At 67.7% G+C, this 21,688-nt stretch carries 15 protein-coding genes; 14 read left to right on the top strand and 1 reads right to left on the bottom strand.

Translation table 11 applies throughout. The annotated features are described in order from the left end of the window. Nucleotides 1–12: 12 nt before the first annotated feature. From OG804_RS28475 to OG804_RS28490, 4 genes are all read left to right on the top strand, one after another. Nucleotides 13–384: a hypothetical protein gene (locus OG804_RS28475; protein WP_328391705.1), complete on the top strand. Its 372-nt coding sequence runs from the start codon at nucleotides 13–15 to the stop codon at nucleotides 382–384. A 43-nt stretch (nucleotides 385–427) separates the two neighbouring features. Continuing rightward, nucleotides 428–733 carry a hypothetical protein gene (locus OG804_RS28480; RefSeq protein WP_328391707.1) on the top strand — a complete coding sequence of 102 codons (306 nt, stop codon included), beginning with the start codon at nucleotides 428–430 and terminating at the stop codon, nucleotides 731–733. 9 nt (nucleotides 734–742) lie between these two features. Continuing rightward, nucleotides 743–3,289, top strand: coding sequence for a hypothetical protein (locus tag OG804_RS28485; protein ID WP_328391709.1), 2,547 nt, complete (start codon nucleotides 743–745; stop codon nucleotides 3,287–3,289). 87 nt (nucleotides 3,290–3,376) lie between these two features. Further along, nucleotides 3,377–5,377 carry a type VII secretion target gene (locus tag OG804_RS28490; RefSeq protein ID WP_328391711.1) on the top strand — a complete coding sequence of 667 codons (2,001 nt, stop codon included), beginning with the start codon at nucleotides 3,377–3,379 and terminating at the stop codon, nucleotides 5,375–5,377. Nucleotides 5,378–5,908: 531 nt separating this feature from the next. On the opposite strand, the gene OG804_RS28495 is transcribed toward OG804_RS28490, so the two are convergent. Then, a complete protein-coding gene (locus OG804_RS28495) occupies nucleotides 5,909–6,883 on the bottom strand; it encodes a hypothetical protein (protein ID WP_328391713.1) in 975 nt (324 codons plus the stop codon). Between the two features lie 386 nt (nucleotides 6,884–7,269). Here OG804_RS28495 and OG804_RS28500 point away from each other — a divergent pair, with 386 nt between their 5' ends. From OG804_RS28500 to OG804_RS28545, 10 genes are all read left to right on the top strand, one after another. After that, nucleotides 7,270–8,244: a C40 family peptidase gene (locus OG804_RS28500; protein ID WP_328391715.1), complete on the top strand. Its 975-nt coding sequence runs from the start codon at nucleotides 7,270–7,272 to the stop codon at nucleotides 8,242–8,244. 15 nt (nucleotides 8,245–8,259) lie between these two features. After that, the gene (locus OG804_RS28505; RefSeq protein WP_328391717.1) at nucleotides 8,260–10,077 is read left to right on the top strand and encodes a WXG100-like domain-containing protein; all 1,818 of its coding nucleotides are present in this window, start codon (nucleotides 8,260–8,262) and stop codon (nucleotides 10,075–10,077) included. 548 nt (nucleotides 10,078–10,625) lie between these two features. Further along, a complete protein-coding gene (gene eccA / locus OG804_RS28510) occupies nucleotides 10,626–12,383 on the top strand; it encodes a type VII secretion AAA-ATPase EccA (RefSeq protein ID WP_328391719.1) in 1,758 nt (585 codons plus the stop codon). A 102-nt stretch (nucleotides 12,384–12,485) separates the two neighbouring features. After that, the gene (gene eccB, locus OG804_RS28515) at nucleotides 12,486–14,042 is read left to right on the top strand and encodes a type VII secretion protein EccB (protein ID WP_328391721.1); all 1,557 of its coding nucleotides are present in this window, start codon (nucleotides 12,486–12,488) and stop codon (nucleotides 14,040–14,042) included. Beyond that, complete coding sequence (gene eccCa / locus OG804_RS28520; protein WP_328391722.1) at nucleotides 14,039–18,049, top strand: type VII secretion protein EccCa; 4,011 nt, start codon at nucleotides 14,039–14,041, stop codon at nucleotides 18,047–18,049. The genes eccB and eccCa overlap by 4 nt, the downstream gene beginning before the upstream one ends. Before the next feature lie 121 nt (nucleotides 18,050–18,170). Next, the gene (locus tag OG804_RS28525) at nucleotides 18,171–18,530 is read left to right on the top strand and encodes a hypothetical protein (RefSeq protein WP_328391723.1); all 360 of its coding nucleotides are present in this window, start codon (nucleotides 18,171–18,173) and stop codon (nucleotides 18,528–18,530) included. Nucleotides 18,531–18,558: 28 nt separating this feature from the next. Further along, nucleotides 18,559–19,905 (top strand): PPE domain-containing protein, encoded by a 1,347-nt coding sequence (locus OG804_RS28530; RefSeq protein WP_328391724.1) that lies wholly within the window; start codon nucleotides 18,559–18,561, stop codon nucleotides 19,903–19,905. 40 nt (nucleotides 19,906–19,945) lie between these two features. After that, nucleotides 19,946–20,422: a WXG100 family type VII secretion target gene (locus tag OG804_RS28535; RefSeq protein ID WP_328391725.1), complete on the top strand. Its 477-nt coding sequence runs from the start codon at nucleotides 19,946–19,948 to the stop codon at nucleotides 20,420–20,422. A 52-nt stretch (nucleotides 20,423–20,474) separates the two neighbouring features. Further along, nucleotides 20,475–20,783 carry a WXG100 family type VII secretion target gene (locus tag OG804_RS28540; protein WP_328391726.1) on the top strand — a complete coding sequence of 103 codons (309 nt, stop codon included), beginning with the start codon at nucleotides 20,475–20,477 and terminating at the stop codon, nucleotides 20,781–20,783. A 52-nt stretch (nucleotides 20,784–20,835) separates the two neighbouring features. Beyond that, on the top strand, nucleotides 20,836–21,675 hold the full coding sequence (locus tag OG804_RS28545) for an ESX secretion-associated protein EspG (RefSeq protein WP_328391727.1): 840 nt from the start codon (nucleotides 20,836–20,838) through the stop codon (nucleotides 21,673–21,675). Nucleotides 21,676–21,688 lie beyond the last annotated feature (13 nt).

Consider the following 21,688-nt stretch of genomic DNA (forward strand, 5'->3'; position numbering starts at 1 on the left):
CAGGAGACAGCGATGAGCGACGAATTCGACTACGACGACGACAGCCCGGACGATTTCGACGGGCCGGTGACCACGAAATCCGTGGGCCCGCCCCAGGTGCACGAGGTGTTCAATCCCGATCACACGGCCGGGGTGGCCTGCGACCGCGACGGTGAGATAGTGGGTCTGCACATCACCGATGACGCCCGGGAGAACGGCGACGCCTGGCTGGGCGCGGAGATCCTCAAACTGGCCCGGCTCGCGCATGCGAAATCACGACTCGGGCTGCGGCGCGAAATGGAGGCCAACGGGGCCCGCTCCTACACTATCGACTCGTTCGGTCTGCCGACCGAGGCCGCCTATCAGGCCATGGAGGACGAAGCGTTCGGACTCCGGCCCGCATGACGGGGCCGAGGCGGCGGGAACACCGGAAAGGCAGGACACGACCATGGTGAAAATTCACTCCCTCGACGAGGTGACCGCAACTGTCGGTGACGTCCACGGGGCGCTCGCGGTGATGAACGAGAACGTCGGTACGACCGTCGATTCGATGGCACTGGAAAGGAAGCCCGATTCGCCGCTGGACCGGAACATGACAGGCAAGCTGGATTGGATTCGGGACACCTTCGCGGCCGCGGCTTCCGCGGTCACCGAGCAGTCCGATATCACGGTGCAGGCCACCAGTTACGGTACGACGGTGCTGGGCAACACCGATGTGGACGGTGCCGAGGCCGTGCGGTCGGTCGCGGTCTGACCCGACCCGATGGCGCCCGAACAAGCGAGCCCGCACTGGGACCGGATCGTCGGCAAGGACTGGCCGCAGATACCGCCCGCGGCCTGGCACGATCTGGAGACGGCGGCACGCGACGGTGCCGAAGCGTTGAATCTGGCCGATGTCGAACAGGCGCGCAGAGCGTTCGACGAGGTGGTTCAGGAATCGGTGGGGCTGGCCCAGATCCGGACGGCGCTGGTCGCGCTGGAGGAGAATCCGCGAGCCTTCGCGAAGGCCCTGGTGGCCGCCGCGGATACCTTCGGCGCTTTCGGTGACCTGGTGCGGCGGACCAGGAACCAGATCCTCGATGTGGTGCGGGACGCGACCGACCGGATCGAGGAGGCCACCAGCGGCGACAACAACGACGACGGTGTGGAGGACGACGAGGCCGAGGCCGCGGCGGACCGCCGGGCCACCGAGAAGATCCTCGACGACGCGCGCGGGGACGTGGTCGACATCGTCGCCGCCGCGCTCACGTCCCTCGGCCCCCAGGGCCTGCCCAGGCTCGACGATATCGCGTTGGCGCTGGGGCAACCCGGCCCGTGGCGCACCGGCGGGCGGGTGCCGGGCACGCCGCACCGGAAACCGCTCGGTGATCACCATCGACCCGGCGACAAGCGGCCCGGCCGCGGGGGTCGGGGCTACGAGGCAGGTCCATGGGCCAAGGGATTCGACAAGCCGATGCGGCCCGACCCGATTCTCGGGCAGATTCTGATCGATCTACTCGACGATCTCCTGCATCCCACACCGGGCCCGTCCGGATCGATGCTGCCGCCGGGTACGAATATCGATGTGCCGGTGGGCAGGGGGGAGATGCCCGGTGCGCCGCTCGCGCCCACGGATCCGAACCCGGGGCACGCTCCGGCGGTGCCCGGACACGGCACTCCCGGCTTCGCATCGCCGGGCGGGCGTTCCGACCCGGCCGCGCCCGAGGCCGGGAGCGGCGGTGGTGACGGCGGCGCCGGCATCGATACCGCGGCGGTCGACGAGCCCGCCGGTGCGCCGCGAGCAGGGCGTACCGCCGACGAGACAGAGCTTCCCGATGGCTCGGACGTGTCCGCGGGCCCCGACCGCGACCTGTCCGCGCACAGTGGCGACGATCCCCTGGAGAACTGGAATGTGACGCGGGGGAACGGCGCGCACTCCGCGACGGACTCCGACACCGGGTCGGCCGCTCCCGCCGTGCCGCCCCTGCTTCCAGCCGCGATGAACCCCGCTCCGGGAGCTACCGCGGCCCCGGCGGTGAGCAGCGCGAGTGCTGGAGGCGCGTCGGTGAGCAGTACGCCGGCCGCCGCGGCGTCGGGCCCGGGCGCTATATCGTCCGCGCAGGCCACTAGGGGTGTCATGGGCCCGGTCGACGCACATCGTGCTCCGGGTGCGACCGGCAAAGCCCTGACGCCCGGTTCCGCGCCGGGTGTGAGCGCGGCAGTCGGCAAGGCGCCGGTGCCGCTGCCCGACGGCGACTCGGGCGCGGGGAAGCACAGTGGCGCCGGCGAACTCGTACAGACCGCCGTCGGCGCGGCCATGATCTCGGCGTCCGCCCCGACGTTCGTGGTCGGCGAACGGGTCGACGGGGATCTGGTGCTGGCCCGCACACTGCTGGGCGGTATCCGGGCGGCCACCGATTCCTGGGTGGTCGGTGTGGACTGGGCGGTGGCTGTGCTGCGCCACCCGAGCGGGGTGAGCGCCTTCGTCACATCGAACGAGGGGCGCGGTTGGTTGCCCGCCCGGTTGCATCTGCCCAGCGAGGTGTCGCTGCCCTGGTTGTGGGCCGTAGCCGAAGGGTCGGGCTGGGAGGGTATCGCGGATCCGGCCCGGATCCTGGTGGAGTTCGCGATAGCCTGGGGCGCGAAGTCGGGCGCGAAACTCTCGGCACTGGCCTCGTCGCAGCCGATCGATCCGGTGCTGGGGCGCCAACTCGGCGCTGTTTCGCTCGCGGGGTCGGTCCCGCCGTCGGACACCATGGATCTGCGGGCGCCTGCCCCGGGCACCCTGGATCGTCTGGGGATCACTGCCGCGCCCCGGTTGCTCGACCGCGCGGCCAAGGTCGCGGACAACGCGATCGCGCTGCGCTGCCTGGAGTTGGCGGTGGACGCGCACACCCGGGTCGAACGGGCCGAGCTGCCCGCCGTGGACGCGATGGGCGCTCCCGAGATCAGGCTCCGGATCCTGCGTGCCCTACGGGACGGCCGAGATTTCGCCGACAGCTGGTGGGAAGAGATCCAGGACGCCGACGATCTGATCGCCGCGACCGCGCTCGGGCACCGCGCCGAGACCAGTCGGATCGGGCTCGGCGAACTGCGTTCCGATGCGGCTGATCTCGAACCGGGCTCGGAATTGTCGGTGCTGCGCACGCTCACTTTCCATCGTCGCTGCAACGAGTTGGTGCTGCTGCTCGCCGAGGAGAAATCGCGGCAGACACTGCGCGACGCGGTGTACGCGCATACGCAGGTCCTCGCGCATCCACTGTTCGTGCCGCCCCCGGCTGCCGCGCCCGCTCCGCGGCGCGCGACGATCAGTACCGGCCCGGCTCGGTGATCCCGCTCTCGCCGACCATTAATCCTCCCCAGGATTGGGAAGAATCGACAATGGGAACAGTCGCTGGTGGGAAAGGATTGATCAAGCATGCCGGAATGGTTGGACATCGACCCTGCGGTACTGCGCCAGCTGGCACTTCAACACGACCAGGTAGCGGCGGAAACCCGAGAGTGGGCGCAACCGCCGGTGGACTGGCTCGCCAACTTCGAACCCACCTACGGCAAAATCGCCAATCCGGTTAAAGAGGCGCTCGAACGCTATTACGACGCTCGGCTACGCGCGGGCGAGGCGCTTGCCCGCGAGCACGAAATGACCGCGAAATCGCTGCGTGACTCCGCCGACGACTACGAGCGGACAGATGCCGAGGGCGCGTCCGCTGTCGGCTCGGTGGACGGAATTTCCCGCGACCCGTCCGGGTTCGCTCAGCCCGATCCCGGCATGCGCGGTCCGGTCTCGGCGCCCCAGGACGGTCTCGGCGCCGTCCCGGGCGCGATCGGCGGCCCCAGGGATCGGTCGATGGATGTCGAGGGTCCCCCGGCGGGTGCGGCGCCGCCCGCGGGCCCGGCGGCGCCTGCGGCGGCCGCCCCGGATTCCGCCGCAGCCAACGGCGCCGCGCCCGGACAGAACGGGGCGACGCCGAACGGCGCCACCGCCGCACCCGGTGCCGTGCCGGCCGGTCAGCAGGCTGCCGGTGCGCCCGCGTCGCCGATCAGCGCCGGACCCGGCAGCGGCCCCACCGTATCCGGCGACGCGGTACATCCGGGCGGTCCCGTGGTCAGCGCGCCGACCGGCTCCGGGCACGATGACCGCAGCGGCACCACACCGCCGAGCGGAGCCAACTCGCCGGACGGAACTCCGGTCCCGATCGTCGCGCCGACCCCGTTCAACTCGGCGGTCGATTCCGCGAAGGACAAGGAAGCCGAGCCCGCCTACATCGTCGGCGACGCGGTGAACGACGACCTGGTCATCGCCAAGACACTGCTCGGGGCCGTCTTGGCCGCCACTGATTCGGCGGTCGGCATGACCTGGGCGGTCGCGGTGCTGCGCGGTCCCGCCGGCGCCGGCATCTTCATCACGTCCAACGAGGGCCGCGGCTGGATGCCCGCCGGGCTGTTCCTGCCACGCCAGGTCTCCACGCCGTGGCTGTGGGACGAGCTGCTCGGCGCCGACGGTGCAGCCGCCGCGCCATGGGAAGGCGTCGCCGACCCGGCCCGGGTTCTGGTCGAATTCGGAAAGGCATGGGGCGCGAAGGCCAATGCGGTGCTCTCCGCGCTCGCCTCGTCCGGGCCGATCGATCCCGGCTTGCAGGGTCGGCTCCGGGAGGTCGCCATGCAGGGCCTCATCGGGCCGAGTGACGACCTGGACCTGCGGGTGCTCACTCCCGACACCACCGATCGCCTCGGTCTCACCGGTTCGGCGTCCGCTCTGGAGTCGGTCTCGGCGGTTCCGGACGCCCAGGTGCGCGCCCGCTGTGTGGAACTCGCGCTCGACGCCCACGCTCAGGTCGGCCGCTCGGTTCCGGGCCACTTCGACACAGTCGGCGCGCGCGGTATCCGCGACCGCATCCTGGCCCGGATCGAGGCCGGCGAGGATGTTCCCAGATCCTGGTGGGACGAACTGCGCGACGCCGATGATCTGCTGGCCGCGGCGATGATCTCGCAACGGGTCGATGTGGGCCGGGTGGATCTCGGCGCCATTCGTGTGGACGACGAGGTGAACGCGGTGCGCGCCATGGTGTGGGAGCGGCGCGCCAACGAGTTGGTGGCGCTACTGGACGAGGAGCAGGACCGTCAGGTCCTGCGCGACGCCGTCTACGCGCACAGCCAGGTGCTGGAGCACCCGTCGTTCGTGGCGGCCCCGGAAGCGGTTTCCACGGGAACCGACGAGCGGGTGGAACGGCCCGCCGGTGCTTCGGCCGGAGTCTCCGCCCCCGCCGAACAAGAGGGTGCAAGCCCGGATTCGGCGGCCCCGGGTGCTGTCAGTCCTCCCGCTGGCGCTGTCAGTGCTCCGGATATCGGTGCCGGGCCGCCGCCCGGTGTAGTCGCCCCGTCGATCACGCCACCGCCGGAGCGCCGCGAAACCTCCTGATTCGTCGTCGGCCCTGCTGCCCGGACCGGCGGCAGGGCCGTACCGAGTGGACGGTTCGCGGGCCGACCGGGCCAGGATTACCGCTGTTCGAGGGGCTGTTTCGGTGGATCAGAAGAGAATTCGCGACAGCGCGGCGGTGTTCGTGAATATGCCCAGCGCCAGGTCGGCATTGCCGACGAGGGAGCCGCGGCGAGGAGTGCGGCGGCACCGGTGGCCGCGCTGAGCGAAATCCCGAACCCTCAGCCCCGCACACCAGGATCAGTAACGTCGCGGGCCTGTTGTTCTGGGGAGTCCGTCGATGTCACCGGTGCATCAGATGCGACGGCGCCGCGCAACGTATCACTGCCGATTCTCGCCGCACAGCGGATCCGCGCGCGCCGGACAGGCCGGTCACCATCACGGCCTCGTCCGGGCCCGCTGATTCTCCCGCGCCCGGACAGCGAGTTCGACGCTGCCCCGGCTCGGATCGGGGAGACCGGCGACGACTTTCAGCAGCGTCGATTTGCCGCTGTGTGGCGCGTCGGTCGGCGGTTACACCTGTTTGCTGGGAGATGTCGGGCCGTAGGGGATTTCGCCCTGCGGGGTGCCGGGCGCCGGATTCTGCGGCGGAGTATCGCCCGGCGGGGCTGTCGCGCCCCCGGGCGCCGACGCGGTGGGGTCGGTGGGGGCGGGACCGGGTGAGGGGGCCGGCTCGCTCGGCGGCGCTTCGCCGTCCTCCTTGTCCTCCTCGTCTTTGTCGTCTTTCTGTCCGAGGAGTTCCGGGAGCTGGCCGAGCATGGGCAGCAGTGCCATGGGCAGCATGGCGAGCATCGGCAGCATGGATCCGAGGCCGCCGTCGGCGCCCCCAGCGGCGCCGCCGGCGGCGCCTGCCGACGTGCCGCCGCCGGACGAACCGCCGCTTCCGGAGTCACCGCCGGCCGCACCGACGTTCACGTCCTGCGCAGCCTGGACCGTGTCGTGCACCTTCTTCACCGCGGCGGCGATATGGTCCATGACCGTCGCTTCTTCGGCATGCGTGAGTTTCTTCGCACTGACCGACGACAGCGCGGTGTTCAGTTCGGCTTCGATGTGCTGAATGGTGAACAAAGTCTGGGCTTGCTCGGCAGCGACCATCCGCGAGGTGCCGTCCACCTGCGTATCCATATCGACCATGGAGTCTTGCCGGGTGCCGGCCGAGGACACCTGCTGTTTATAGAGGTCCAAGCCCTTTCCCGACCCTTGGAGAGTGGCGGCCTGGACTTTGTCCGGGGTCTTGCCGTTCATCGGCGCCGGCGGCGGATCCGAGCGCCCGAATCCGAGCACGTTCACCGATTTCTGCATCGCCACTTCCGCATCCCCGATGAAGGCGTTGACCGTGGGGTGCTTGGGCAGCCGAACCAGCTTTATCTCGTAGTAGGGCTTCGTCGGGCCGGTACCGCCGCGGATCTGCATCCCGCCACCCGCGTCACCCGCGCTTCCCGGCGCGCCGGGACCGGATTCGGGACCTGGGGTGCGCTTCTCGCTCATCAGCGTGGTGGGCTGATTCGGGTCCGCGCCGGGAGCCGGGGGGAGTGGGCGATTCGGGTCCGTGCCAGGAGCCGGGGGAAGTGGGCGTGGATCGCCGGGTCGCGCACCGGGAGGGCGGGTGCCGTCCGCGATCGTTGTGCCGTCCGGCCCCGTTTCGGGGGTACTGAGATCTGCGTCCGCTGTCGCTGTATCCATCCGCTGTCGTCGCCTCCCGTGATGTCACTTTCATTGTGTTGCCTTCCTAAGGATGGGAATACGATGGGCGTCGTTATTCCGCGTGTTGTCGCATAGTCGAACAGATAACAGGGGCGTAATTGCCGAGAAATTGCCCGGGGTGCTGGGGCAGAGAGGTAAGTCGGTGCGATGAGCGATGGTGAGCTGATCGCATGCCGGCACTGACCGACGATGTGCACGGTGTGTTACACGAGCTGCTCGGCCTGTACGGGGCCGGGCAGCCGTCCGAACGCGCCTCGGCCTCGCTGGCACAGGCCATGGCGGCGGATCTGAGCAGACTCTCCGGCGGGGGCGCTCGTGGCTACGGCGACGCATTGGGGTTGCAGCGGACGGTGATCGACACTCAGCACGGGCGGGACGGGGTGGTGGGCAAGACGGTTTCGGAATCAGGTACCGGAACGCTCAACGGGCGCGGTGTGCTCAACAGTCAGATATCCGATCTGCAGGCGCGGATACAGGCCATCACGGCTATCGGCGACACCCGGTTCAGCGGCCCCGCACTACTCGACTCTGCCCAGCAGACCATCACGAACGCGACCAGGCAGGTGAACGCCGATATCGACGCGGCACGTAGACAAGCGGCTCAGATCATGCCGCCGGTGGCGCTCGCCGAGCGCACCCGAGCAGCCTCGACTCCGCCCCGGAAAAGGCGTCGCCGCCGGCGGCCACGCATGGTGTCCGGTCAGCAGGTCACCAATGCCGTCCATCAGCCGACCCGTCGCGGTACCCGCCGCAACTGGGACAAGTCGAAGGGGGGACAGGCGGCTCAGGCCGCGGACGGCGCCCTGGGCCTGCCCTATATTTGGGGCGGCGGTGGAGCCGGCGGCCCCAGCGGCGGCGGTTTCGACTGCTCCGGCCTGACGCAATACGCCATCGCCCAGGCCACGAACGGGGAGGTGGTGTTGCCCCGCACCACCTACGACCAGATCTATGCCGGAGAACGGATCGATCCGCGCGATGTGCGGGCGGGTGATCTGGTGTTTCCGGCGGGGTCGTTCAGTTCACGGGGTCCCGAACACGTTCAACTCGCTGCCGGCAACGGTATGGTGATCGAGGCGCCCTATTCGGGTGCGACGGTGACCTATTCCCCCATGCCGTCCAGCGCTGTCGTAGTTCGGGTCGTTTGAGCGGAACCTTCGCCCTTGGCAATCGAGATACCCCATGACGTGGCGCTGTTCCTGAATTTCATCGGCATCCCGTATCCGGATATCAACGAGGACCAGGTTCGCGAACTCGCTTCGCATGTGCGCACTTTCGCCGACGAGGTCTCCGGGACCCATCAGTCGGCGACCGGTGCGATCAACGATATGGGCTCGGTCTACCAGGGGCGTTCGTATCGCGCGTTGGTCGCGTCCTGGGCGACCTTGAGTTCGTCGCATATGGAACGGCTCGACGAATTGTGCAAAGGGGTGGCCAAAGCTCTCGAAATCGCCGCCGAGGTCATCGCCGTGGTGAAAGTGGCGGTACTGACCGAACTCGCGCTGCTCGCCGCCGCCTACACCGCGGCCATGGGTGCCAGTGTGGCGACCTCCGGGGTCTCCGCCGCAGTGGGGCAATCCCTCGCCATGGCGGCGAAACGTCTGGTCAGAGCCATGGAAGAAATGCTGGTCGCCTACATCCTGGCCGAAGTGCTCGGCCGGGCCATCGAACCGCTGGAGGAGGCGGTGTCGGATATGATCAGCGGCGTCGTCTACAACGCGACCGCTGATCTGCTGGGCGTGGACGGCGGCGGAAACGAAGCGCTGCTGATCGATCCCGACGAGGTCCGCCGGTACGCGCAGGTTCTCGACGACCATGCCGACGACATCATGAAGCACGCGGACAAGTTCGCGAACGGTGTTGCGGCACTGGACTTCACCACGCCGATCGGAATGCCGCCCGGTGTCGCCGATCCGGCTGTACGTCACGCCGTCACTCCTGGACCGTCCGGCAAGACAGGTCCGCTCGCGAACTCCCGGCCTTTCGCCGCGGGTGAGCCGGGTGTTCGGGACAGGCCGGCGAGCATCCCGGAATCGGTCGCGGCTCCCCGGAACTGGATACCCGGAGCCGGGAACACGGCGTCGCCGGATTCCGCGCCCGCGACCGGTTCGGCTGGGAAATCCGCCGCCCCGGCGGCGGGGTCCGGCGGAGCCGCACCGGCCACGGACCGACCAGGTGCGGCGGCAGCGTCGCCGGGCGGCTCGATGCCGGGGACGGTCGAGGCGCCACCCGCCGGTACGCGTGGCGAGAGCCCGCCGGTCGTGGGAGCCCAGGACAGGCGTTCCGAACCGGAGGGGGCCGTGCATGCGGTCGGTCCCGCGAATCGCGCGCCCGGCGATCCTGGTGCCGCCGCCGCTACGGATCGCGCCGTGGACGCGGCCGCCGGGCCGGGCGGTGCTGCTCGCTCCGGCGCAGCGGGGGGAGGTTCGGGCGCCGAGCTTTCTCCCGGCGGAACCATCAGCGAAGGTTCACCCGAAAGTGTTGGGGCACAGACAAATCCGTGGAATCGCCCGGCGGCCGGGTCGGGTGGTGCGGGAGAAGCGGCGCCCGGACGGCCACCCGGGCGGAAGGCGGCCGACACCGCGGGCGCCGGCCGGCCGGTCGGCGCGCGCCGCCGGAGGTCCGGTAGGCCGAATCCGTGGACCGCGCGTCCCGCCGCCGATGCCGAACCGGCGCGCACCCCCTGGGGCAAATCGCCGGGTGGCCCGCAGCCGGCGGTGCCCGGGGTCGTGGCCGCGGGGGATGCCCCGCCGCCCGTGGATCCGACCGGACGGGATCGTGATCCGGCGCGCGGTGCGGACGTCGAGGTGGCGGTCCAGCCGGGTGCCCCGCCGCCCGTCGACTCGACCGAACGAGATCAGGAGCGGGATACCGATGCGGCGGCGAGTGCTTCGCGCAGCGCTGGGGCGCAACAATCGACTGTGAGTAGTCCGGTTGTCTCGGCGCCGACACGCGCGGACGAAGGGCCGCCGCGGGTCTGAATGAGATGCGGCGGCCGGTGGCTCGCTGTTTCCACCGGCCGCCGCGGTTGCGGTCATCAGGGATGAGGGAACTGGTGACCTGGCCCCACTATAGCCATGTACAACGTGCCGTTCAATAACGGCGCTATCTCCAGGAGGGGGAATCCGGGCAACGCGGTTAACGGTGCGGTTGCCGCTGGTCGCATTAAAGGATGAGGGGTTAATGCGTTCGGCTACAAACAAATTCGACCGGAAGCCGGCCCCGGTTCACGGTGGCCGGCTGTCCGCGTACTGCGGTCCCGTACGAGGGTGCGGTGCGGAACCCGGTACTACTTTAACGCTGAATTACGGCACGTTCATCAGTGGGAATGTTGGGTTGCCGAGTGGATGCGGGGTTTTGTCCGGATCGCGAACTTCGGCCTATCCTCCCCGAGGTTCCGCCGAATACCTCACCGACGCGCTCCGTCCGAGTCCTAGCCTTCCCAACCCCGGGAAATGCCCAGCGCCTCCCGGGGGTCCCGGTGGCTTACCCTGCCAGCAGACGAGGGTCGGCGAAAGGGAAGTCCGAGGTGTCAGCGGCCGAAGACGCGTTCTACACGGGCGTGCAGAGTTTGGGATTGGTCGCCGGAGGGGTGCGTAACGAAGAGCATGCTCGCGCGGCGTTCACGGCGGCGACGGATATCGATCCGGATATGTGCGACGCGTGGCTGGGCCGGGCGATGGCGGGGGAGGTCACCTCGGAGGTCATCTACGGCGCCTACCGCTCCTCGCACAACCTCTATCGCGACCAGCAGCGCGCCGGACTGGTGGATCGCGCGCTGTGGTGTCAGGTCGAAATCGGTGTCTTCGGGCTCCGGGTCGCCATGGCCGACCGGGATCAGATCGCCATAGCGCAGGCGTGCGCATACGCCGACGGCGGGGAATGGCAGGAGGCCGTGGCCATCCTGGACGAGGTGCGCGGCGACGACGTCGCCGACTTCGCCCGGATCGCGCTGTTCTACCGCACCGGCCGCTGGCCGGACGTCCTCGCCGCGCGCTCGGCGAAGCCGGTGCTCGAGGACGGCTTGCTCGATATCGCCGCGGAACTGATGGCGGCGACCGCGCTGGCGCATCTGGGCCGATTCGGCGAAGCGATGCCGCGGGCGCAGCGGATCGTGGAGGACAGCCAATCGGGCAATCTGTCCTATATCTGGGCCGACGCGCACTATCTGCTCGGGATGATCCTGCGGCACAGCGGTGAACACGAGGCCTCGGAGAAGATCCTGAAGGGTCTGCAGGGTTCGGGTCTGTGGCCCAACCGGCCGAACTGGCAGCAGGCGGTACGGGACAAGAACTTCCGGCTCGAGGTCACCACCCCGGCGGTGGTCGCCTCGCGGACCGATATCTGGGACGCGAAGTCCGGGGACGATCCCGCCGAGGTCGCGGCGAGCGCGGCCAAGGCCGAGCGCGATGAACTGCTGGACGAGGCATCGAAGCTGCTCCAGTCGCAGATCGGCATGGATTCGGTCAAAGAGCAGGTGGATCGGCTCAAATCCGGTGTGCTGATGGATCAGGTGCGGGCCAAACGCGGGCTCGCGGTCGACTCGCGGTCCAACCACCTGATCTTCTCGGGTCCGCCCGGAACGGGTAAGACCACCATCGCCCGGGTCATCGCCAAGATCTTCGCGGGACTCGGCGTGGTCGAGAACGCCGAGGTGATCGAGGCCTCGCGCAACGATATGGTCGGCACCCACCTGGGTCACACCGCGCCGAAGACCAATGCGCTGATCGACTCCGCGCTCGGTGGCGTGCTCTTCATCGACGAGGCCTACACCTTGATCCAGGAGGGGCTCTCCGGCGGCGACGCGTTCGGCAAGGAGGCGGTCGACACGCTGCTGGCCCGGATGGAGAACGACCGGGACAAACTCGTCGTGATCATCGCCGGATACGAGGCGGAGATCGATCGGTTCCTGCAATCCAACGAGGGCCTGTCGTCACGGTTCACCAAGCGGGTTCGTTTCCCGAGCTACGACCCCGACGAGCTCGTGCAGATCGCCGACCATATCGCCGGGAAGAAGGATTCGATCCTGTCCGACGAAGCGCGTGAGGTGCTGCGGGACCGCTGCACGGTGATGTCGGAGCAGAGCCGCAACGGGCGGCGGCTCATCGACCTCGCGGGCAACGGCCGTTTCGTGCGCAATGTGGTGGAGGCCGCGGAGGCCGAGCGTGACTTCCGGTTCACCCGGGACAACGTGGATATCGCCGCGCTCACCGATGAGGAACTGATGACCGTCGACGCTTTCGATATCGGCGCCGCGCTCCAGGGGCTGGCGCCCGTCGGAAAGTAGCGCCCACAGCCCACCCGACCGGCTATTCCCAATTCTGGGGAGTGGTCTATGTCGGGGTGCGCGTTAGGTTGTGGCCGAGGTCGGCGGAAGGAACGGTTACCGGTGGCACGCTTCCGGGTGGTGACCAAACACCAGGTTTCGGGTTGGCGGTTCCTGCTACACCGGATCGAACACGCCCTGGTCCGCCGCGACGCTTCGATGATCGACGACCCGTCGCGCGGGCGGTCCACGGCACTCGCGATCGGGGTGGCGATCGCCTGTATGGGAATCGCGGGCGCGGCCGTTCTGGCGTTCTTCAAACCCGCCAAACCCGTGGGCGATTCCCCGATTATCGCGGATAAGGACACCGGCGCCCTGTACGTCAAGCTCGGCGAGCGTTTGCATCCCGCGCTGAATCTCACTTCGGCGCGGTTGATCGTGGGCCAGGCGGCGAACCCGGTGGAAGTGTCGAAAGCCGAGCTCGGTAAGTACCCGCGCGGCGCATGGGTCGGAATACCCGGTGCGCCCGGACAGATCACCGACGAGGATGAGAAGGATTCCCAGTGGACGGTGTGTGATACCGCTCGGACGGGTGCGGCCGCACCGGTCGACCAGCAAACCGGCCTGCCCACGCTGTCCCGTTCCGCGGTGCTCACCACGGCCATCGCGGGCCCCCTCACTGTGGACGACGACGCCGTGCACGAACTGGGCGGCCGGCAGGCGCGAATACTGCGCGGGGAGGACGCGACCTGGCTGGTCTATTCCGACCCGGTGCAGGGTGTGGTACGAGCCGAGATCAATCTCGCGGAATCGCCGGTGATGCTGGCGCTCGGGATCGACAGCACCGCCCAGGTGGCCGCGGCGTCGCCGGGTCTGCTCGGCGCGATTCCGGAGGTCGCGCCGATCCGCGTGCCCGACGTTCCGGGCGCGGGGAGTCCGGCGACTCTGAAACCGGCGCTGGACTCGGTGGTGGGATCGATCGTCACAGTGGCGACACCGAATCAGCCCGCTACCTACTATCTGGTGTCCAATGCGGGATTGGTGCGCGTCAGTGCGGTACTGGCTTCGATCGTGCGCAACGCCAACTCGCACGGCGCCGTCGCCACCAGCACGATCAGTCCCGATGTGGCGGCGGCCAATCTCAGGCCCGGTGACTGGCCGGGAACGGCGACATATCCGGCCGAACCGGTGGAAATCCTCGACCCGGTCCGCGACCTCATCACCTGCTACCAGTGGTCGCGCACGGGATCCGACCCCGACGCGCACACCCGGCTGCTGTTCGGCCGCCAGCTCCCGCTCGTCAAGGTGGAACAGGGACGGACCGTGCAGTTGGTCACCGCGCAGTGGTCCGGGGGCGCCACCGCCGATTTCGCCTACCTGCCCCGGACGTCGGGCAAGTTCGTGCAGGTGACGGGCTCCGAACCTGGTTCGCCGCTGCGGGAATCACTGTTCTGGATCTCCGACAGCGGTGTCCGGTACGGGGTCGCGGCGAATATGAAGGGCGGTACGCGCAATGATCCGACGTTGTCCGCGCTGGGGTTACGGGATCCGGTGCCCGCGCCGTGGAGCATTGTCTCGCTGTTCGCGGTCGGCCCCACTCTCTCGATCGGTGACGCGATGATCCAGCACGACGGGATACCGCCGAATTTGACGGGTGTGCAGATGACGGGAAACAAATGACCGCGACCCGGCGGTTCGTCCGGCCCGCCCGAATGGTGCGGGGGCCCAAGGCGCCCGCCGTCACCGAACTGCGGCTGCAGCCACCGACCGAACTGCCTCGGCCGGTGCCGCTGTCCAAGATGAAGATGATCATGCCCGTGATCATGGTGGCGGCCATGGTCGGGATGATGGCCATGATGTTCAGCGGCGGCCGGGCCATGTCGCCGATGATGCTGATGTTCCCGATGATGATGATCGTGTCGATGTTCGGCATGGTCGGCGGGCAGCTCGGTGGCGGCGGCGGCGCCAACAGCACCGCGGCCGGGCTGAACGAAGAGCGCAAGGACTACCTGCGCTCGATCACCGATAACCGCAAGACCGTGCACGAGGCCGAAACCGAACTGTACGACTACCTCTCCTACACCCATCCCGGGCCCGCGGGTCTGAGCCGGTTGGTCGGCGGGAAGCGGATGTGGGAGGTGCAGGTCGCAAACCCGCAGTTCCTGCGGGTCCGAATGGGTCGCGGGCGTATCGCCAACCAGGTGCGGGTGATCGTGCCGGAGGCGGCGCCGACCTCCGACCTGGATCCGGTCGGCGTGGTCGAACTGACCCGGTTCGCGAAGGCCTATTCGACGGTCGGCGGGATGCCGGTGGCGATCAACCTGCTGTCCGCGCCGCTGGTCGGGCTGGACGGTGATCCGACGGCCGTCGCGGGCCTGGCCCGGGCGATGCTCGCGGAGATCGCGGTGCTGCACGGGCCCGATCAGGTGGCGATAGCGGCGGTCCTGGACGATCCGGATTCCCCGCAGTGGTCCTGGCTGAAATGGCTGCCGCACACTCAGCATCCCGCCGAGACCGACGCCGTCGGCTCGAGCCGGATGGTGTATCGGACTGTGGCCGAACTGCGCACCAAGGTGCTGGCGGGCCTCAATCGCGGCCCGTTCTCGGCGAACAACGAACCGGCGCTGGACAAATCGCATTTCGTCCTGCTGGTGGAATCCGGTGGTGCGAACACCGACCGCGATATCTCCGGTATCGACGGCTGTACCTGGCTGCGACTGGGGGAGTCGGAGCAGTCGCTGCCGCGGTCGCTGAAATTCGATGTCGCCGCGGACCGGACCCTGGAGGAGAAGACTCCCCGCAGCACCCGGCTGGTCGGCTCCGCGGACGTCATGTCCGTGCCGCAGGCCACGGCGGTGGCCCGCAGCATCTCCCCGTATCGGCTGTCCACGGTGGTCGAGGCGGTCGCCGCCGAACAAGCCAGCGGAAGCACGTCCTGGGAGGACATGGTCGGTATCACCGACCCGGGCAATGTCCGGGTGGACCGGCAGTGGCCGCCGCGTCGCGATGCCGACCGTAACCGGCTGAACATCCCGTTCGGCCACGACCCGACCGGCCAGCTGGTGCACCTGGACATCAAGGAATCCGCCGAAGAGGGCATGGGCCCGCACGGCATGGCCATCGGCGCCACCGGGTCGGGCAAGTCGGAATTCCTGCGCACGCTGGTGCTCTCCGCGGTCGCGTCCCATTCCCCGGATGTGCTGAACCTGCTTCTGGTCGACTTCAAAGGTGGCGCGACCTTCCTCGGATTCGACCGTCTCTCCCATGTGACCGCGGTGGTCACCAACATGGAAGAGGAAGCCGATCTCGTCACTCGTATGGAAGACGTGATCAACGGCGAGATGTCGCGCCGGCAACGAATCCTGCGTGACGCCGGGAACCTGGCCAGCGTCGCCGACTACGAGAAGGCCCGGGAGCAGGGTGCGCGCCTGGAGCCGCTGCCGACTCTGCTGATCATCCTCGACGAATTCGCGGAACTGCTGGAGCAGCATCCGAGCTTTTCGAAACTGTTCGTCGCCATCGGCCGGCTGGGCCGGTCGCTGCGGATCCATCTGCTGCTGTCCTCGCAGAAGGTACCGGCCAACCGGATGGGTGAACTCGAGGCGCATCTCTCGTACCGGATCGCCCTGCGGACCAACCAGACCAGCGACTCCCGTGACGCCATCGGCACCGCGGATGCCTATCACCTGCCGAAGAAGCCCGGATCCGGCTACCTGCGGGTCGGTGCGGGCGATCTCCAGCGTTTCCAGGCCGCATATGTCGGCGGACCGTATGTCGCGCCGGCGCAGGCGAGCACCTCCAGCGCGCAGCGGGCCCGGCGTCCGGGCGGCGGATACAAACCACCGCAGCGGTTCACCTCTGCCTACATCGCCGACGTGCGGCCGGTTCAGGTGGCCGAGCCGGTGGCGGCGGTCGAACCCGAGGACAACGACAGCGAACCGGTGACCGTGATGGAAACGGTGCTGCAGCAGTTCTCGCGGCACGGCCGCCCGGCGCACAAGATGTGGCTGCCGCCGCTCGGCGTGCCGCCCACGCTGGACAAGTTGATCCCGGCGGTGGAACCCGGCGTGCTCAATCTGCCGTGGGCGATCGTGGACAGGCCGCGCCAGCAGCGCCAGGACGTCTGGGCGGTGGACCTTTCCGGCGCGGGCGGGCACGTCGCGGTCGTCGGCGGGCCGCAATCGGGTAAATCCACTGCGCTACAGACGCTGATCATGTCGGCGGCGCTGACGCATACGCCGGAACAGGTGCAGTTCTACTGCTTCGATTTCTCCGGCGGTCTCTCCGGGATGCGCGCCTTGCCGCATGTGGGCGCGGTGGCCGCGGGCCGTGATGTGGACCGGATCCGCCGGACCTTCGCGTTGATCCGCAATCTGATGGGGTCCAGGCAGGCGCTGTTCGACCATCTCGGCATCGACTCCATGCGCGAGTTCCGCCGCCGCCGGACCACGCCGGAAGGCTCCGCGGAGTTGACGTCCTACGGTGACGAGCACGGGGATGTCTTCGTCGTGGTGGACGGCTGGGACATCGGGTTCGCCATCAACGGCCCGTATTACGACGAGTACATGCCGACCATGGAGTCCCTCGCGCTGCAGGGACTCAACTACGGTGTGCACCTGGTGATCAGCAGTTCCCGGTGGGCGGCCATCCGGCCCGCCATCAAGGACCTGATCCAGACGCGCCTGGAAATGCGGCTCGGTGATCTCACCGATACGGTGTTCAACACCCACCGTGCCGTGGTGGCGGCGGTGCCCCCGAACCGGCCCGGCCGGGGTGTGTCCAGCGAAGCCCTCCATCTGCTCACCGCGCTGCCGCGCATCGACGGCAACGGCGACGACGAGACCGCGTCGGCCGGACTGAGCGCGGCGATAACTCAGGTGAGCCAGACTTTCTCAGGTCGTCGTGCGCCCGAGGTCCGGTTGCTGCCGAACCAGGTGACGATGCCGGAGATCCTGGCCCGGGTTCCGCATCCGACGAATCTGGCCGAGCGGCTGGCGGTTCCCTTCGGTATTCGCGAGTCCGATCTGGCCCCCGCTGTCATCGACTTCGGCGTCTCCACTCACTTCGTGATCCTGGGATCGTCGGGTTCCGGTAAATCGACCGTGTTGTCGGCACTGCTGGAATCCATCCGGACACGCTTCACCCCGGACGAGGCCCGGGTGCTACTGGTCGACTACCGCCGCCAGCACATGGACGCGCTGCCACAGGAGCAATTGGTCGGATACCTCACCAGCGCTCGCGATCTGGTGGAGAACCTGCCGCCGTTCGTGCAGAAGATGCGTACCCGCCGCCCGCCCGACGGGGTGACCTCCCAGCAGCTCAAGGACCGGTCCTGGTGGAGCGGACCGGAGATCTTCGTAGTGGTCGACGATTACCACATGGTGGCCCAGCGCGGACAGATGAATCCGCTGGACCCGATCAAGGATCTCATCGTGGACGGCCGTGACACCGGCTTCCATCTGGTCGCCGCACGCAATATCGCGCAGGCCGACTCGGCCATGTACGACAGTGTGCTCGGGCAGGTCAAGAACCTGAATTCCTCGGGCTTCATCATGGACGGATCCAAGCTCGACGGAATGCTCATCGGTGATGTGAAACCCACGAAACAGCCAGTGGGTCGCGGTATTCTGGTCGAACCCCTGACTTCGCGCAAGGACCTCGTGCAGGCAGCCTGGATACCCGAATAACAAGTGGCGCATAAGCGCCGGATCTGCCCGATCAGCGGGACTCCCCAAGATTGGGAATGGCCTAGCGTTCTTGGTGTACCGCGCGGATGCGGAAACAGGCAACAGTCGATCGGAGTCATCGATGGTCCCCTTTTCAGTTTTCAGCGAACAGCTTCCCGCGATCAGCGCAAAGCTAGGGATCGAGGAGTCCACGCTCTCGTCCGTCCTGACCTCCGTGGGTCCTTTCGCCGCGTCGCAGCCCACCGGGCCGCATATGCCCGGCGCCATTCTCGCCGCCGGCTTCAAGGCGATGAAGGAGGCGTACTTCACCAACCTCGACGCCGGTGTCCTGGAAAAGCTGCGCGGAGGTGAGGCGCTCGTGCCCGTGAGCGTCAGCTTCGAAGCCACCGATACGGCCGGTTCCGTCAGCGTCAGTGCTAGTGATCAAGCGATCATCGCCGCTGCCGGAAAGGCTGTTGCCGACGATATCCTCGGCAACTGATCGATAACCGGTTCAGGGCGGAGTAGCTATGCCGTTCGTCGAGTATGGGGCCAGCCCTCCGCGGGTGAACTGGACGATCCTGCACAGCGGGCAGGGTGCCGTGCCGCTGGTCAATACGTCGGCCGCTTACCGGGGTGTGGAGTCCGCCTTGGCTGCCGCGGCGTCCAGCACGGACGGCTCGCTGTCCGAGCTCGCCGCCGCGTGGCCGGGGGGTCTGGGTTCGGAAAGTGCGCAATCGGCCTTCCGCAATCACAACGAGTGGGTGCGCGGCCAGACGATGATCGCCGAAGGTCTGGCGAAATTGGCCGACGCGGGTGCGGAACTGCACACGACCGTTCTCGGCCTGATGCCCTCGCTGCCGCTGATCACGCTGGTCGAAACAAATCTCGTGGAGGCTGTCGCGGAATTCATCGGGTCGACCGGAGGCCCGACGCAGATCGTGGCGGGTGCGAAGCTCGCAATAGCCCTCGGGGCGTATATGGACGTGTGGGACCAAGCCGCATTGTCGATGGCGTACTACGAGGTCGGCGCGGTCGCCATCGTAAGTGAGATGGCCGGTGTGCCGATCGTGCCGCCGCCGGCGATCGTCGTACCCACCGGTGGGGGTTTCGCGCCGAGCCTCGATCCCTCCGGGCCGCTGCGGGATCTGGCGGAGAACGGTCCCAACAGCCAACTGCTGTCCGACCACCCTGCCCAACCCACGGGAGACGGCACCCAATCGGGTGGTGACAGCGGCGGTTCGGACTCGGGTGGCGGCGACTCGGGTGGCGATGGCGGCGGTTCGGACCCGAGCGGCGGGGACTCGAGTGGTATGGATCCGTCGCAGACACTGCCCGAGCAGGCTACCCCCGATATCGGGTCGTCTCCCGCGGATGGTTATTCGGGTACGGACGGGCCTTCTTCCTTGACCGACCAGTTGCTCGGCGCCCCGCAGTCCTCCACCCTCGCGGGTCTCAACGGCGGTGTGGGCAGTCTCGTAGCTCTCGGGATGATGCGCGGTGGCATCGGCTCGATGCCCGGCGCCGCCACAGGTTTCCGGATGCCCGCTGGTTGGGCGCCGGGTACCGGTACCCCGTTCGGTGCTACCTCCGGTGCGCCCAGCGGTGCGCCGGTGCGCAACGCGCCCCGGCGGGTGTCGGCGCCGACCGCGCGGATGCGGCGGCGCAGGAAGGAGGAGGAAGAGCGGACCGGCAAGGTCTTCACTCCCGGCGAGCAGTTCGAGGTGCCCGTGCTCGAGCGGCCTCCGGCGATCGGGGTCATCGAGTACCAGGACGACGAACTCGACGAGGAACTGCTGGTCGACTCCTCACTCGTGGGAGTACTCGATCGCCTCGACGACGAGGCGGAACAAGACAATGGAGAGCGTTCCCGGTGATTTTCCGGGTCGCTGAGGAAACATCGAAAAGGAGAACATCATGGCTGGTGCTGACGCAACACCCGGCGTCTACAACGCGGGCGAGGCTTTCCATCAGGGCGATACCCTGGGCGCCGGCCTGGGTGGCGGTGCCATCACCCAGGCCAGCGAAGACACCCTGAAAGCGGCGGCCACGAAAATGGCGGGTCCGCTGGGTACGCTCGAGGGGCATCTGCAGGCTCTCGCCACTTCGCAGCAGGATTTGAGCGCCGCACTGAAAGGGACGACCGGTAACGCGGTCCAGAACTCTTTCGGTAACGCCTATGAGACCGGCAAGAAAGTTGCCGAATTCCTGCAGTCCATCATGAACACCATCCAGGCCAGCGGCGTGAGCTTCGGTGATCTCGATCTCGAGGGCGCCGCACGCTTCGGTGCGGATGGCACGGGCGACTTCGGCGAGGCCACCGGTAACTGGAACAACGGCGCCGTGGAAAACGTCGGTCAGCGGGATATGAGCAAGGTTACGCTCAACTTCTGACCACGAATCCGTCTATCCCCGTTCAATACCAAAGAAAGAGAGGTTGGTTCCGGTGACCAATCCGATTTTTGCCAATTACGAGCAGATCTACGATACAACCGCGCGAGTCAAGGCAGTGCTGAGCGGCATGACCGACAACATAGCCGACCTGCGAACGATGAAACAGCAACTGCTGGACGAGTTCAAGGGCTCCGGTGCCGGCGGCTTCCAGACCGTCGCGGATGAGCTCGAGAAGCGCCTGGACTCCTACGAGGCCAGCCTCACCGGTCTCAATGGCAAGGTGATCGAGGTGGCGACCAAGGGCGGCAGGTTCGACGTAGAGGATGGAAATATCGCCAACAAGTTCATGGGTCTCGTCTGAGGCGTGCGGTAATTTGTTCGGCCAGACCTCGGACCAAACCGAGACGCCGAAAATGGCGGATACCGATCCGGTTTCCATCGATTTGAATGTCGATGCCGCCCTTGTCCTTCGGGACATGGTCGGCATCGACACTTATCCTGCGGTTCTGGCGATCCGGCCGAATATCCACCGGATCGAGGACCGGAACCGGGTGTGGGAGGTCGTACGGGAAGAACTCACCGAGGCGGGGATCATCTCCGGTGACGAGGTCCATCCCGTAGTGGCCGATTGGCTCCGGCGCCTAGCCCGGCCGGATACCGAACTGATGGTCCAGATCCTCGACAACGGCGGCGACGGGCAGAAGCTCGGGATATTGCGTATGTCGTTGGTGCGTACCGGCGGGACACATGTGCTGGCCGTGCGTCATGACGACCACGTGATCATTCAGTCGGTGTTCCACGAAGGTACACAATTGAATACGCTGGCGGCGGTCGTGAAATCGGCGCTCGGCGACTATCCGGTGCTGAGTTTCGACTCGGTCACTTTTCCGGCCGCGGAGTTGGAGGAGGTCCCGTCGAGCCCGGATGAACGGCGGTCGGCGCTTCGGGAGCTCGGCGCGGTGCCCCATACCGCGAATGTGCTCACCCGGGCGATGTCGGAGGTCGTCCGCCGAGCCGAGGTGATCATGATCGAACACCGCGACGGCGGCTCCGCCATCCCTGATCTGAAAGCCTGCATGAATGTGGTGGACACGCTCTCGGGCCGGTTGGTGGTGACGCCGAGCACGGCGCTGGACGGGCAGACCTGGTCGACCTTCCGGCCCGGTGACGACCTCGCCCTGCAGAGTGGTATCAACGCTCTGGTGGAGATGTTGCCCGGACGCAGCTGGTTCGATACCGCACGCACCGGTTGACGTTCCAATGCTG

This window comes from Nocardia sp. NBC_00416, from assembly GCF_036032445.1.
Taxonomy (GTDB): Bacteria; Actinomycetota; Actinomycetes; order Mycobacteriales; family Mycobacteriaceae; genus Nocardia.

Bases quoted from the DNA above. Each gene is read 5' to 3' on its own strand.
- eccCa (WP_328391722.1), top strand. From the start codon at position 14,039: ATGACCGCGACCCGGCGGTTCGTCCGGCCCGCCCGAATGGTGCGGGGG.
- OG804_RS28545 (WP_328391727.1), top strand. From the start codon at position 20,836: ATGGCGGATACCGATCCGGTTTCCATCGATTTGAATGTCGATGCCGCC.
- OG804_RS28480 (WP_328391707.1), top strand. From the start codon at position 428: ATGGTGAAAATTCACTCCCTCGACGAGGTGACCGCAACTGTCGGTGAC.
- OG804_RS28530 (WP_328391724.1), top strand. From the start codon at position 18,559: ATGCCGTTCGTCGAGTATGGGGCCAGCCCTCCGCGGGTGAACTGGACG.
- OG804_RS28485 (WP_328391709.1), top strand. From the start codon at position 743: ATGGCGCCCGAACAAGCGAGCCCGCACTGGGACCGGATCGTCGGCAAG.
- OG804_RS28475 (WP_328391705.1), top strand. From the start codon at position 13: ATGAGCGACGAATTCGACTACGACGACGACAGCCCGGACGATTTCGAC.
- OG804_RS28525 (WP_328391723.1), top strand. From the start codon at position 18,171: ATGGTCCCCTTTTCAGTTTTCAGCGAACAGCTTCCCGCGATCAGCGCA.
- OG804_RS28500 (WP_328391715.1), top strand. From the start codon at position 7,270: ATGCCGGCACTGACCGACGATGTGCACGGTGTGTTACACGAGCTGCTC.
- OG804_RS28495 (WP_328391713.1), bottom strand. From the start codon at position 6,883: ATGAGCGAGAAGCGCACCCCAGGTCCCGAATCCGGTCCCGGCGCGCCG.
- OG804_RS28535 (WP_328391725.1), top strand. From the start codon at position 19,946: ATGGCTGGTGCTGACGCAACACCCGGCGTCTACAACGCGGGCGAGGCT.
- OG804_RS28490 (WP_328391711.1), top strand. From the start codon at position 3,377: ATGCCGGAATGGTTGGACATCGACCCTGCGGTACTGCGCCAGCTGGCA.